At 67.5% G+C, this 13,262-nt stretch carries 13 protein-coding genes; 5 read left to right on the top strand and 8 right to left on the bottom strand.

The features are described 5' to 3' along the window. Positions 1 to 9: 9 nt before the first annotated feature. Positions 10 to 618, bottom strand: coding sequence for a superoxide dismutase[Cu-Zn] (gene sodC / locus AWC17_RS00830; protein WP_046186799.1), 609 nt, complete (start codon positions 616 to 618; stop codon positions 10 to 12). A 64-nt stretch (positions 619 to 682) separates the two neighbouring features. Then, a complete protein-coding gene (locus tag AWC17_RS00835; RefSeq protein ID WP_046186798.1) occupies positions 683 to 1,963 on the bottom strand; it encodes a deoxyguanosinetriphosphate triphosphohydrolase in 1,281 nt (426 codons plus the stop codon). A 95-nt stretch (positions 1,964 to 2,058) separates the two neighbouring features. On the opposite strand from AWC17_RS00835, the gene AWC17_RS00840 reads away from it, so the two are divergent. Then, positions 2,059 to 4,050, top strand: a complete 1,992-nt coding sequence (locus tag AWC17_RS00840) for a TPM domain-containing protein (protein WP_047322349.1) — start codon at positions 2,059 to 2,061, stop codon at positions 4,048 to 4,050. 24 nt (positions 4,051 to 4,074) lie between these two features. Here AWC17_RS00840 and AWC17_RS00845 read toward each other — a convergent pair whose 3' ends face one another. From AWC17_RS00845 to AWC17_RS00855, 3 genes are all read right to left on the bottom strand, one after another. Beyond that, positions 4,075 to 4,407: a hypothetical protein gene (locus tag AWC17_RS00845; protein ID WP_372517423.1), complete on the bottom strand. Its 333-nt coding sequence runs from the start codon at positions 4,405 to 4,407 to the stop codon at positions 4,075 to 4,077. Positions 4,408 to 4,570: 163 nt separating this feature from the next. Further along, the gene (locus AWC17_RS00850; protein WP_046185867.1) at positions 4,571 to 5,782 is read right to left on the bottom strand and encodes a PPE family protein; all 1,212 of its coding nucleotides are present in this window, start codon (positions 5,780 to 5,782) and stop codon (positions 4,571 to 4,573) included. Between the two features lie 220 nt (positions 5,783 to 6,002). Beyond that, positions 6,003 to 7,400: a glycine--tRNA ligase gene (locus AWC17_RS00855; RefSeq protein WP_082123147.1), complete on the bottom strand. Its 1,398-nt coding sequence runs from the start codon at positions 7,398 to 7,400 to the stop codon at positions 6,003 to 6,005. A gap of 189 nt (positions 7,401 to 7,589) precedes the next feature. Here AWC17_RS00855 and AWC17_RS00860 point away from each other — a divergent pair, with 189 nt between their 5' ends. The 3 genes from AWC17_RS00860 to AWC17_RS00870 all read left to right on the top strand — a co-directional run bounded on the left by AWC17_RS00860 (position 7,590) and on the right by AWC17_RS00870 (position 9,526). Continuing rightward, positions 7,590 to 8,000 carry an ArsR/SmtB family transcription factor gene (locus AWC17_RS00860; protein ID WP_046185866.1) on the top strand — a complete coding sequence of 137 codons (411 nt, stop codon included), beginning with the start codon at positions 7,590 to 7,592 and terminating at the stop codon, positions 7,998 to 8,000. After that, a complete protein-coding gene (locus AWC17_RS00865; RefSeq protein WP_046185865.1) occupies positions 7,997 to 8,389 on the top strand; it encodes a Fur family transcriptional regulator in 393 nt (130 codons plus the stop codon). The genes AWC17_RS00860 and AWC17_RS00865 overlap by 4 nt, the downstream gene beginning before the upstream one ends. A 138-nt stretch (positions 8,390 to 8,527) precedes the next feature. Next, positions 8,528 to 9,526, top strand: coding sequence for an alpha/beta fold hydrolase (locus AWC17_RS00870; protein WP_046185864.1), 999 nt, complete (start codon positions 8,528 to 8,530; stop codon positions 9,524 to 9,526). A gap of 4 nt (positions 9,527 to 9,530) precedes the next feature. On the opposite strand, the gene AWC17_RS00875 is transcribed toward AWC17_RS00870, so the two are convergent. Genes AWC17_RS00875 through recO form a run of 3 tightly spaced genes read right to left on the bottom strand, consistent with a single transcriptional unit; the run spans position 9,531 to position 11,666 of the window. Further along, a complete protein-coding gene (locus AWC17_RS00875) occupies positions 9,531 to 9,959 on the bottom strand; it encodes a hypothetical protein (protein ID WP_046185863.1) in 429 nt (142 codons plus the stop codon). After that, entirely contained in the window at positions 9,959 to 10,876 is a 918-nt protein-coding gene (locus AWC17_RS00880; RefSeq protein ID WP_082123146.1) for a decaprenyl diphosphate synthase, read from the bottom strand. Before AWC17_RS00880 ends, AWC17_RS00875 begins: the two co-directional genes overlap by 1 nt. After that, positions 10,869 to 11,666: a DNA repair protein RecO gene (gene recO / locus AWC17_RS00885; protein WP_085164140.1), complete on the bottom strand. Its 798-nt coding sequence runs from the start codon at positions 11,664 to 11,666 to the stop codon at positions 10,869 to 10,871. The genes AWC17_RS00880 and recO overlap by 8 nt, the downstream gene beginning before the upstream one ends. Before the next feature lie 62 nt (positions 11,667 to 11,728). Here recO and AWC17_RS00890 point away from each other — a divergent pair, with 62 nt between their 5' ends. After that, positions 11,729 to 13,225: an amidase gene (locus tag AWC17_RS00890; protein WP_047322289.1), complete on the top strand. Its 1,497-nt coding sequence runs from the start codon at positions 11,729 to 11,731 to the stop codon at positions 13,223 to 13,225. Positions 13,226 to 13,262 lie beyond the last annotated feature (37 nt).

The raw sequence follows: 13,262 nt of genomic DNA on the forward strand, positions 1-13,262 counted from the left end.
ACCGGCCGGCTATCCCGTTCCGATGACGCCGCATGCCACCCGATCCATCGCTTGGTCGCTGCCTTCGGCGCCGTGCAGCATCAATGCTTTCCCGTCGCCCGCCACCAGCTCGTTCCTGTTGAACGCGTCGGTGGTGGTGACCAGGTAGGCCGAGCCATCCGAACGCACCTCGAGCGACGTCAGGTCGCCGCTTTCGGGTTTCCCGGTGTGGCCGGGCGCCTGATAGTGGCCGCCGGCGGACAGGAAGTCTCCAGGCGGACCGCCCGTCGGGGCGACGGAGTTGGGCTCGCACTTGCCGACTTGGTGGACGTGCATCCCGTGGAAGCCCGGTGACAGGATGCCGCTGGCCACCGTCTTCACGGTGACGGTCACGTACCCGCCGGTGAAGTCGAACGTCGCCGTGGCGACGGACCGCCCGTCGGGCGTCTTCAGTTGCGCGCTGAGCGATTCGCCATTGGGCGCTGGGGTCGTCGTCTCACCCGGCGACGCCGGTGGGGCGCTCTTCACCGCAGGGGTGGTGCCGGGCTGGGTGCTTGCATGTTGAGGTGAGCTGCAGGCGGTCATGGCGACGACGGGAAGCCCCACCGCGAGGGTGGCGATACCGCAGAATTTGGTCATGTCGGGCAGCCTAGCCCGCGACGGCGACGGCACTGCCGTGGGATGACCCGCGCCCAAATAGCTGCTAACCGGTGGCCTGGCGCGCGTCGACACGCTCCAGCCGACCCTCGGTATACGAGGCGATCTGATCGACGATGACCCGTAACCGGGCGCGGACGTCGGCCGCGGTGGTGAACGCCGCGGCGAAGACCGGGTCAAGCGTCTGGGGCGCCCCGGCATACAGCCACTGGGCCACCCGGTGGATCCGCTCGCGCTGCAGGGCTTGAGTGTTGAGATGCCGCGGATCCGACATGATGAACTGCAGCGCCAGGATTTTCAGCAGGGCGACCTCGGCCCGCACCAGATCCGGTACCAGCAAGTCGGCCCGATAGCGCACCAGCGGCCCGGGACCGGCCGCGGCGCGCGTGGTGGCGATGGCGGCCGAGGCGAATCGGCCGACCAGTTCACTGGTCAGTCGCTTGAGCGCGACCGACGCCGCCAGCGTGGCGTCGTACTTGCCGACCGCGGCGACCACCGGCAGCCCCGAGAGCCGCGCCGCGGCCGCCATGAAGTCGTCGGCGCTGACCCGGGAGAATTCGCTCTCGCCCAGTTTCGCCAGCGCGGCCGCCTCGTCGTCGTCGGCGAGCACGCGCAGGTCGATGCGCTGGGAGACGACGCCGTCCTCGACGTCGTGGACGGAATAGGCGATATCGTCGGCCCAGTCCATCACCTGCGCTTCCAGGCACATCCTGCCCTCCGGCGCGCGGGCGCGAACCCAGGCCGCCGGCTCGCGGTCCTCCTCGTAGAACCCGAACTTCCTTCTTCCTTCTGCAAGCCCGCTGCCGCGGTACCACGGATACTTGGTGACCGCGTCCAGGGATGCGCGGGTCAGGTTCAGCCCCGCGCTATTGCCTTGGTCGTCAAGCACTTTGGGCTCGAGGCTGGTCAGGATGCGGAAGTTCTGCGCATTCCCTTCGAAACCGCCGTAGTCGGCCGCGACCTCATCCAGGGCGCGCTCGCCGTTGTGCCCATAAGGCGGGTGGCCGATGTCGTGGGCCAGGCCGGCCAGCTCGACCAGGTCGAGGTCGCAGCCCAAGCCGACCGCCATCCCCCGCCCGATCTGGGCGACCTCCAGCGAGTGCGTCAGTCGGGTGCGCGGTGTGTCACCTTCGCGAGGCCCGACAACCTGGGTCTTGTCGGCCAGGCGGCGCAGCGCGGCGCTATGCAATACCCGGGCCCGGTCGCGGGCGAAGTCGGTGCGGTGCTGGCCTTCCGCCGTACCCGGCAGACCCGCAGTCTTCGGCGCTTCGGATACCCGTCGTTGACGGTCGAAGTCGTCGTAGGGATCGTGCCGATTCGTTGTCACCGACGCACAGTCTGCCAGGGAATGCCGGACGGGGGACCGCCCCGCCGCACGGCTATTTGCCCGCATCGTCGCCGGGCTAAATTGGCGTAATGCGCATGCGCTGTGCTCGCCTGCTGAGTGTGATCGGGACGATCCTCGCGGTCGGTTTCGGCGGCGGGCTGCTCGTGGCACCCGCGGCCGGCGCGCAACCCCCGTTCCGGCTGGCCGAATACGTCACCGACAACGCGGGCGTCCTGTCGGACTCCGGCCGCGCGGCGGTCACGTCGGCGGTAAGCAAGCTGTACACGGATCGGCACATCCGGCTGTGGGTGGTCTACGTCGACACCTTCTCCGGCCAGAGCGCGGTGAACTGGGCACAGGGCACGATGCGTTCCAGCGATTTGGGCGACTATGACGCCCTGTTGGCCGTCGCCACCAACAGCCGCGCGTACGCCTTCCTGGTGCCATTGACCGTCAAGAGCGTCAACGCGCGCCAGGTCGATGACTTGCGGCACAACAAAATCGAACCCGCCTTGCACAACGGCGACTGGAGCGGCGCCGCGGTTGCGGCGGCCAGCGGGCTCAACACGTCGCCGGGTTCGTCGGGCCGGGTCGTCCTGTTGGTCACGCTGGCGATCATTCTCGTCGCGGTGGCGGCCCTGCTGTTGATCATGCGCTATCGCGGCCGGCGGCGGCGTGCGGCGGAATTCGCCGCGGCCCGGCGGATCGACCCCAGCGACGTCAATGCGCTTGCAGCCGTGCCGCTGCAAGCCCTCGACGATCTATCCCGCGCGCTGGTGGTGGACGTCGACAACGCCGTGCGAACCAGCTCCAACGAACTCGACCTGGCGATCGCCGAGTTCGGCGAAGAGCGGACCCAACCGTTCACCCAGGCCGTGAACACCGCCAAAGCCGCTCTGTCCCAAGCGTTCACGGTGCGACAGCAGCTGGACGACAACACACCCGAGACGCCCGAGCAGCGCCGCGAGCTGCTCACCCGGGTAGTCGTGTCGGCGGCGCGCGCCGACCGCGAACTGGAGTCGCAGACCGAGGCCTTCGAGAACCTGCGCGATCTGGTGATCAACGCCCCGTCGCGGCTGGACGCGCTGACCCAGCAGTACGTTGAGCTCACCACCCGCATAGCCCCGTCAGAACAGCGACTGGCTGAGCTGCACGACCAATTCGACGCTGCCGCACTGACTTCGGTGTCCGGCAATGTCGCGGCCGCCAAGGAGCGTCTGGTGTTCGCCGACCGCAACATCGGCACCGCACGGGGTTTGGCCACCGAAGCTGTCAGCGGCCGGCAGGCCGGTCTGGTGGATGCCGTGCGTGCCGCGGAGTCCGCGCTCGGGCAGGCGCGTGCGCTACTCGACTCGGTGGACAACGCGGCCACCGACATCCAGCACGCCATCGACCAGCTGCCGTCGGCCATGGCCGACATTCAGGCGGACATCAAGCGCGCGGGCGAGCTGCTGCAGAAAGCGCAGACGACCAAGTCTGCTCACACCGGCGATCTGATCGCGGCCCGCGATGCGGCCGCGCGGGCCGTCGACGGCGCGCGCGCCGGAGCCTCGACCGATCCGCTGGGCGCATTCGCGCAGTTAGCCAAGGCGGATGCCGATCTCAACGGGCTGCTGGTCACCCTGGCCCAGGAGCAGGCGACCGCTGAGCAGCTCAACCGGTCATTCGAGCAGGCATTGTTCACCGCCGAGTCCCGGGTGCGAGCGGTCTCCGACTACATCGACACGCGCCGCGGCAGCATTGGTCCGGAGGCCCGCACCCGGCTCGCCGAGGCCAGACGGCACGTGCAAGCCGCCCGGGACAAGAGGGCGACGAACCCGACGGAAGCGATCTCCCACGCCAACGCGGCGTCGACGCTGGCCGCCCAGGCGCAATCGTCGGCCAATGCCGATGTGCAATCGGCTCAGCGCGCCTATGCCCGAGGCGGGGGCAGCGACATGGGCGCAATGCTGGGCGGAATCATCATCGGCAACTTACTCAGTGGGGGCATGCGGGGCGGATTCGGCGGCTGGAGTCCGACATCATTCGGCGGCTCGTCGGGTGGCTCTTCCGGCGGCGGCTTCATGGGTGGCGGCGGCCGATTCTGAGCCATTCGCCCTAAGAACCGGCAGTCAACCGGCGGCCGGTGAATGCGGTATCACGCCTCCGCTGCGCGGCATTTCGAAATGGGGTTCGGTTTCGCCGTCCCACCGCTTCCATTCGTTCCACTCATCGAATTGTTTGGCGTCCGCGACCACGGCCGGGGCCGGGGCGTCGGCCGCCGCGTCGCCGGAGTCGGCGGAGTCGGCGCTCACTTCTGGCTTCGGGGCCCAATGGTCATAGTCATCCGGCGGCACGGCCACACCCCATTTGAGCGGAACCGAGAGGCCGCCGAGCATCCCCGACTCACCCCGAACCGCCGATACCGAGTCATCTGGTAACGGCGGAGCAAGAGGCAAAAGCATGTTGCCCCCTTCCACAGCCGATCTTCGGACGCTGTGGCCGAACCTAATAACAGCAAGCAGGCACATCGTAAGCCAAACTTCAGACAAAATACCCGAAAAACGTGGATTTGCTTTTGCAGAGAGTGCGCCCGCGGCCTTACCTGGGTTCAGCGCCTGTGAGCGCCTATCCGCCTTTGGTCCGCGGCACCACCTTGGGCCGAGTCTGCACCACGTGCGGGTTCTCCCCTCCGCGGCGCCCCCTCCGGTCGGTCTTGTCGTCCTCGGCGTCCCGACCGTCCATCGCCATGGCCATCGCCGGCGTTGAACCGGCGGGTGCGGACGACGATCCCCCGGTCGCGATCGGCGTCGGGAGTTGGGCGCCCAACGCCGGCACCGCCAGACTCGTCAGGACTGCCGGCACCGGCATCGACCCCTCCCAGGTCGGTGGCACCGTAATCGCTCCCACGAACCGCGCGGTGCCCAACCCGGCCGTTGCGACGCCCAGCCCGCCCAGCGATTGCGGCCCGGGGACGCCGCCGCCGGCGGCGTGCGGGACCTCGGCAGACACGGTGGTGACGCCGGTCGCGGCGGGTGCCACAGGCCCTGTGCTATGGGCGAGCACCATCATCGGCGACATCAGCGCGGTCGCGGGATACATACCAAGCGGCGCAACGGCGGTCAGCGTGGTCACCGGCATCGACGAAAGTAACGACGTCACCGACGAGAGCGCGGGCGAGAACACCCCAAACGAGACCCCGAACACCGACTGCAGTTCCGAAAAGAATGAGGCCCCTACCGACGAGACCGCTCCGAGCGCCTGGGACGCCAGGTTCAGGGGCGCTGTCACCACCCCCGCCAATCCACTCAGACCGGCCGGCGGGGCGCTGAACGCCGGCAGCGTCGACGCCACCGTCTGCGCCCCGGCGTGATAGCCCACCATCGCGGCCACATCCTGGGCCCACATCTCCATGTACTCGAGTTCGGTCATCGCTATCGCCGGGCTGTTCTGACCGAAGAAGTTCGTCGCGATCAGCGCGAGCAACCGGATGCGGTTCGCAAGCACCGCCGGGGTGGGCACCGTCGCCATGAACGCCGCCTCGTACGCCGTCGCCGCCGCCGTCGCCTGGGCGGCCGCCATCTCGGCTTGTCCCGCGGCCGAGATCAACCACTGCAGATATGGCGTTGCCGCCGCCACCATCGCCTCCGACGACGGCCCGGTCCACGGACCAGCGGCCACTCCCGTCACAACCGATTCAAACGATGCCGCAGCGGCGGCCAAATCCGCCGCAAGTGCCTCCCAGGCCGAGGCCGCCGTCAACAACGGGCCGGGCCCGGCGCCGCCATACATCAGCGCAGAGTTGATCTCGGGGGGGAAGAAAATAAAAGCTGGAATCATCACATCCCCAACCCACCGACCGCGTCAACGGCTCCTACATCCTCACGAAGCGACAGCTACCCCCGGCGACTAGACACGTGAGCAACATCGCTTAAAGAGCCTAGGCCAAACGGCTACCCAGGAACGGATTTTTACGAAACGTTTAATTACGTGGCGGCGGGGTGTCGACGCCGATCAACGGGCAAGTCGGGACGTCCGGACAGGGCGGTGCCGGTGCCGGTCAGCAACCCTTGAGCCGCGCGGCCAGGTAGTCGGCCACGGCGTTCATCGCGACGCGCTCCTGCGTCATGTCATCGCGCTGGCGCACCGTGACGGCGTTGTCTTCGAGTGAATCGAAATCCACCGTCACACAGAACGGCGTCCCCACCTCGTCCTGGCGCCGGTAGCGTCGCCCGATCGCTCCGGCATCGTCGAACTCGATGTTCCACCAGGTGCGCAGCTCGGCGGCCAAGTCGCGAGCCTTGGGACTCAAGTCGGCGTGCCGGGACAGCGGCAGCACCGCGGCCTTGACCGGCGCCAAGCGCGGGTCCAGCCGCAGCAGCGTGCGCTTTTCCATCACACCCTTGGCGTTGGGGGCCTGGTCCTCGGTGTAGGCGTCGATCAGAAACGCCATGAACGAGCGTGTCAGACCGGCTGCCGGTTCGATGACGTACGGCGTGTACCGTGTGTCGGTGACTTGGTCGTAGTACGACAGGTCGGCACCGGAATGTTTTGCGTGGGTGGATAAGTCGAAATCGGTTCGGTTGGCGACGCCTTCCAGTTCGCCCCACGGGTTGCCGGCGAAGCCGAACTTGTACTCGATGTCGACAGTGCGGTCGGAGTAGTGCGAAAGCTTCTCGGCGGGGTGCTCGAATAACCGCAGATTCTCCGGGTTGATACCCAGCTCGACATACCATTGCAGCCGGGTGTCAATCCAATACTGGTGCCATTCCTTCGCGGTCGACGGCTCCACGAAGAACTCCATTTCCATTTGCTCGAACTCGCGGGTTCGGAAAATGAAGTTGCCCGGCGTGATCTCGTTGCGGAAACTCTTGCCGATCTGGCCGATACCGAACGGCGGCTTCTTGCGGGCGGTCGTGACCACGTTGGCGAAGTTGACGAAGATGCCCTGCGCGGTCTCCGGACGCAGATAGTGCAAGCCCTCCTCGGTCTCGATCGGCCCGAGGTAGGTCTTGAGCATCATGTTGAACTCGCGCGGCTCCGTCCACTGCCCCTTGGTGCCGCAATCCGGGCAGACGATCTCGGTCATCGGCACCGAGTCGGGGTCGTCGATCCCCTTCTTGGCCGCGTAGGCCTCCTGCATGTGGTCTTGACGATGCCGGTGGTGGCAGTTCAGGCACTCGACCAGGGGGTCGTGGAAGACCTCGACGTGGCCGGAGGCCACCCAGACCTGGCGCGGCAGGATGATCGATGAATCGATTCCCACGACGTCGTCGCGCCCTATGACCACCGAGCGCCACCACTGCCGTTTGATGTTCTCCTTGAGTTCCACACCCAGCGGGCCGTAGTCCCACGCCGACCGGGTGCCGCCATAAATCTCACCCGAGGGAAAGACAAAGCCGCGCCGTTTGGCCAGGTTGACTACGGTGTCGATGACGGACGCCACGGGGTGGTGCACTCCCTTTCCGGGTTTGACGGGCACGTGCGGTGCTCGACCGCGGTGCGCAGAGCATCAGTCATGGTAACGATCAGTGCCGCGGTCTTTGACATGCGTCATCATGCATGTGACAGTGGAAGTCGACCGCTCGCTCTCCTCGCGGCGGGTTTCCCCACTGCCTGGCACTTCTCGAGGTGATGACTCTCTCCCATGGCGATGTCCCCCGCAACCGCCGATAGCGACATGGGATCGGCCATGAGCGTGGTTGCCCACGAGCACGACGAAGCCGGGTCCGGCGGGCACCCCGCGCTGGCGGATTACCCCGTTCCACCGCAGCGGGAGATTCTCGACGCGGCCGGCGAGCTGCTGCGAGCGCTCGCCGCTCCCGTGCGGATCGCCATTGTGTTGCAGCTGCGTGAATCCCACCGCTGCGTGCACGAGCTGGTCGACGCGCTCGGCGTGCCGCAGCCCCTGGTCAGCCAGCATCTGAAGATCCTCAAGGCCGCCGGCGTCGTCACCGGGGAGCGCTCCGGCCGCGAGGTGCTGTACCGGCTTGCCGACCATCACCTGGCGCACATCGTCGTGGACGCCGTCGCCCACGCCAGCGAGGACACCGCATGACAGGCGCGAGCGTCCGGTCGACCCGTCAGCGGGCGGCGATTTCCACCCTGATGGACACGCTCGACGACTTCCGCTCGGCGCAAGAGTTGCACGACGAGCTGCGCCGCCGCGGCGAGAACATCGGGCTGACCACCGTCTACCGAACACTGCAATCGATGGCGGCGGCGGGAATGGTCGACACGCTGCGCACCGACACCGGCGAGTCGGTCTACCGCAGGTGCTCCGAGCACCATCATCACCACCTGGTCTGTCGCAGCTGTGGTTCCACCATCGAAGTCGGCGACCACGAGGTCGAAGAGTGGGCGGCGCAAGTCGCGGCCAAGCACGGCTATTCCGACGTCAGCCACACCATCGAGATCTTCGGCAGGTGTTCACAGTGCGGGTCCTAGATTGACCCGAGCCGGCCGAACGCGGCACGGCGGAAAAAAGTTCTGAAAAAAGTGTCCGACACGCGCCCGCCGCGTGCTCCTACCCATGAGTGGCCCACGGGCCGAGACCAGCAGGAACTCTAGGGAAGTGAGAGCACCATGCGGAACCACCGATCGCCCCATCTGCGGCCCGTACGCAAAGACGAGGCTCCGTCACTGCAATTTCGCACCATCCATGGCTACCGGCGTGCGTTCCGGGTCGCCGGGTCGGGCCCGGCTCTGCTGCTGATCCACGGCGTCGGCGACAAGTCCACGGCATGGGAACCTGTCCACGCCAAACTTGCGCGGCGGTTCACCGTCATCGCGCCGGATCTGCTGGGCCACGGGGAGTCGGAGAAACCACGTGCCGACTACTCATTGGCGGCCTTCGCGAACGGCATGCGCGACCTGCTTGCCGCGCTTGACATTGACCGTGTCACCCTGGTCGGGCATTCGTTCGGTGGCGGTGTCGCAATGCAATTCGCCTATCAGTACCCCCAGCTGGTAGAGCGCATCGTGCTGGTCAGCAGCGGCGGCGTGGCCCAAGAGGTAAGCATGGCCCTGCGGTTAGCGGCGATGCCGTTGGGCAGCGAGACCTTGGCCATGCTGCGCATGCCGGGCGTGATGCCGGCGATCCGACTGTTCGGGCGGGCCATGGCTAACGTGCTGGGCCCCAGCAACCTCGGGCACGACGTCGCCGATGTGATAAATCTGCTCGAGGGCTTCCGGGACGCGCGCGCATTGTCGGCGTTCGCGCGCACCTTGCGTTCGGTGGTGGACAGGCGCGGCCAATTCGTCACGATGCTGGACCGAAGCTATCTCGCGCAACCCATTCCGGTGCAAGTGATCTGGGGCGAGGACGACTTCGTGATCCCGGTAGACCATGCCCGGATAGCCCACGAGGCGCTGCCCGGGTCACGCTTAGAGATCTTCGAAAACTCCGGGCACATGCCGTTCAAAGACGACCCGGATCGCTTCGTCGAAGTCATCGAGCGGTTCGTCGGCTCGACGCGACCGGCTCAGCACGACCAAGACCTCCTACACTCGTTGCTGCAGACCCGCGTCGGGGAAAACGGCCGATCGGTAGCCGTCGCGCCGACCGAAGCGGCGGTGTCCTAGAGCCCTACCCCGTCAACGTGCGACGTATCGCTGCGCCGGTATCCAGCACCAGCAGAATCAGGGTGCGCAGGGCGTCGTCGGTCAGGCCACCGCCGGGAAAGTTGTAGCGCAGCATCACGTCAGCGCTTTTGGCCGCGCCCTTGCCCGAGTTGCGTTGCACGGCTTTCTCATTGATCTTCTCGAGGAGCGTGACGCTGCCGAAGTTGCTGTCGCGGGCCTGCTTGGCGACCTGATCGCTGACCTTCTTGGTCAGCGGCAGATCCCACGCCAAGACTTGGGTGAGCGAGACCAGATCGAGGCCGTCGGCGATGTTCACCACCCGCAACGACGCGATGGTCCCGGCATGGCGCACCGTCAGCGCCCCGTCGGACTCCTCCTCGACCGGAAGGACTTCTCCGAGTACCGACGCCAGACGCTCCTGCAGTGATGGCATTAGGCGCTCCCGAATCTTCTATTGCGCGAAGCGTATTCCTCGCAGGCCGCCCACAAGTCGCGGCGGTCGTAGTCGGGCCACAGTTTGTCCTGGAAGATGTACTCCGCGTACGCCGCCTGCCACAGCATGAAATTGCTGGACCGCTGCTCCCCCGAAGTCCGCAGGAAAAGGTCGACGTCGGGGATGTCGGGCCGTTGCAGGTGCCGGGCGATCGTCGACTCGGTGATGCGGTCCGGGCTGAGCTTGCCCGCCGCGACCAGATGAGCGATTTCCCTTGTGGCTTCCGCTATTTCGGCGCGACCACCGTAATTCACGCAGTAATTGACGGTGATGACGTCGTTGCCCTGGGTCATGGCCTCCGCGACGGCCAGTTCATTGATGACGCTGCGCCACAAGCGGGGCCGCGAGCCCACCCACCGGATCTTGACCCCCATCGCCTTGAGGTTTTCGCGGCGCCGCCGCACCACATCGCGGTTGAATCCCATCAGGAAGCGGACTTCCTCGGGGGAGCGCTTCCAGTTCTCCGTGGAGAAGGCGTAGAGACTCAGCCATTTGATTCCGAGTTCGATTGCGCCACAGACGATGTCGATCACCACCGCCTCGCCCATCTTGTGGCCTTCCACCCGGGGCAGTCCGCGTTGGGTGGCCCAGCGACCGTTGCCGTCCATCACGATGGCGACGTGACCCGGCAGGCGGTCGGCCGGGATCCGGGGGGCGGCGGCCTTCGAGATGTGCTGCGGGGGGCGGCACGGGCCGCCGTCTACGGACGGTGGCAGCTCGGGAAAGACGACCGGCCAGGTCGTCCGGTCGGGAAAGACCGGATAGTCGTCGGGCGCGGGGGGCAGCTGAGCGAAGACGGCCGGCTTCGGGGCGCGCTCGGCCTTCCGGCCAGAGCCGCCGACCCGGACCCTAGCCACAGTCGAGATCCTGCTGGACCAGCGCTGCGCGCCGTTCGGCGATGGTGCGGTCGACGTGATATGTCCGTTCCACCAGTGGCAACGTTTTGAGCTGCCGTTCCAGGTGCCATTGCAGGTGCGCGGCCACCAGTCCGCTGACGTAGCTGCGGTGCGATTGCTGGGCCTGTTCGGCGAATTCCCAATCGCCGTCGTGCAGCGCGGACATCAGGTCCAGCACGCCCGGCGGCGGTGTCGTCGAACCGGCCGGACGGCAGTGGGTGCAGACGCTGCCCCCGGCGCCGACATGAAACGCCCGATGCGGCCCGGGTGTGGCGCACCGGGCGCACTCGGTCAGCGCCGGCGCCCATCCGGCGATGCCCATGGCGCGCAGCAGGTAGGCGTCCAGCAACAGGTCCCGGGACCGGCGGCCGTCGGCCACCGCCCGCAACGCGCCCACCGTGAGCCGGTGCAGGGCCGGGGCGGGGGCCCGCTCCTCACCGGCGAGGCGTTCGGCGGTTTCCAGCATCGCGCACCCGCAGGTGTAGCGGCCGTAGTCGCTGACGATGTCGGTGGCGAACGCGTCAATCGAGACCACCTGGGTGACGATGTCGAGATTGCGGCCGGGATGCAGTTGCGCGTCGATGTGCGCGAACGGTTCCAGCCGCGCGCCGAATTTGCTGCGGGTGCGACGGACCCCCTTCGCCACCGCCCGAACCAGCCCGTGATCGCGGGTTAGCAGGGTGACGATCCGGTCGGCTTCGCCGAGCTTGTGCTGGCGCAACACCACAGCCCGGTCTCGATACAGCCGCATCACAATAGTTTTGCACCCCGCCGCGACAATGCTGGTATCCGCGCCGGTTAGTCTCGTACCCCGTGATTGGCGCTTCCGAGTCAGGTCCTGGGTCCGTTTTCGGATCCGGTGGCCAGCGCCTGCCCACACTGACTGACCTGCTCTATCAGCTGGCCAGTCGTTCCGTGACTTCCGTCACACTGGTGCGCCGGTCCCTGCACGCCATCCACGCGAGCCAGCCGACGTTGAACACCTTCCGCGTCGTGCTCACCGAGTCGGCGCTGGCCGACGCGGCGGCGGCCGATCGGCGCCGGGCGGCCGGAGACACGGCGCCGTTGCTGGGCATCCCGATCGCCGTCAAAGACGACGTCGACGTTGCTGGAGTGCCGACCGCCTTTGGCACCGAGGGATATGTAGCGCCCGCCGCCCACGACGCCGAGGTGGTTCGCCGCCTGAAGGCCGCGGGCGCGGTGATCGTCGGCAAGACCAACACCTGCGAACTCGGTCAGTGGCCCTTCACCAGCGGACCCGGGTTCGGACATACCCGCAATCCCTGGTCGCGCCGGCACACCCCGGGCGGCTCGTCGGGGGGCAGCGCGGCCGCGGTGGCCGCGGGACTGGTCACCGCCGCAATCGGCTCCGACGGCGCGGGCAGCGTCCGCATCCCCGCCGCGTGGACGCACCTGGTGGGCATCAAGCCGCAGCGCGGCCGCATCTCCACCTGGCCACTGCCCGAGGCCTTCAACGGCATCACGGTCAACGGCGTGCTGGCCCGCACGGTTGCCGACGCCGCGTTGGTGCTCGACGCCGCGTCGGGCAACGTCGAGGGCGACCGGCACAAGCCGCCCCCGATCACGGCGTCCGACTATGTCGGTATCGCGCCCGGTCCCCTGAATATCGCGCTGTCAACCCGGCTCCCCTACACCGGTTTTCGGCCCAAACTGCATCCCGAGATCCTGGCCGCGACGCGAGCCGTGGCCAGGCAGCTCGAGCTGCTCGGCCACACCGTGGTGCCGGGCAATCCCGACTACGGCCTGCGGCTGTCGTGGGACTTCCTCGCCCGGTCCACCGCCGGCCTGCGGGATTGGGAGGAGCGGCTGGGCGACGGGGTGATCCTCGACCCCCGCACGCTGTCCAACCTGCGCGTCGGCCACGTGCTGGGTCAGGCGATCCTGCGCACCGCGCGCCGGCACGAAACCGCCGCCCAGCGGCGGGTGGGCTCGATCTTCGACATCGTGGATGTCGTCCTGGCCCCGACCACCGCCCAACCGCCACCGCTGGCGCGCGCCTTCGACCGGTTGAGCAGCTTCGGCACCGATCGCGCGATGGTCACCGCGTGCCCGCTGACCTTCCCGTGGAACCTCCTGGGCTGGCCGTCGATCAACGTGCCGGCCGGGTTCACCTCCGAGGGGTTGCCGATCGGGGTGCAGCTGATGGGGCCGCCCAACAGCGAGGGCATGCTGATCTCGCTGGCCGCCGAGCTGGAGGCCGTGTGCGGGTGGTCGACCAAGCAGCCGACGATGTGGTGGAACGCCGAAACGGGCACGCCGCCGGTGGCCGGCACCCCGCCGCGACGGTGAAACCCCAAGCGGCACACTGCGAGACGTCGACTTCGCT

The organism is Mycobacterium nebraskense, from assembly GCF_002102255.1.
In the GTDB taxonomy this organism is placed as follows: Bacteria; Actinomycetota; Actinomycetes; order Mycobacteriales; family Mycobacteriaceae; genus Mycobacterium; species Mycobacterium nebraskense.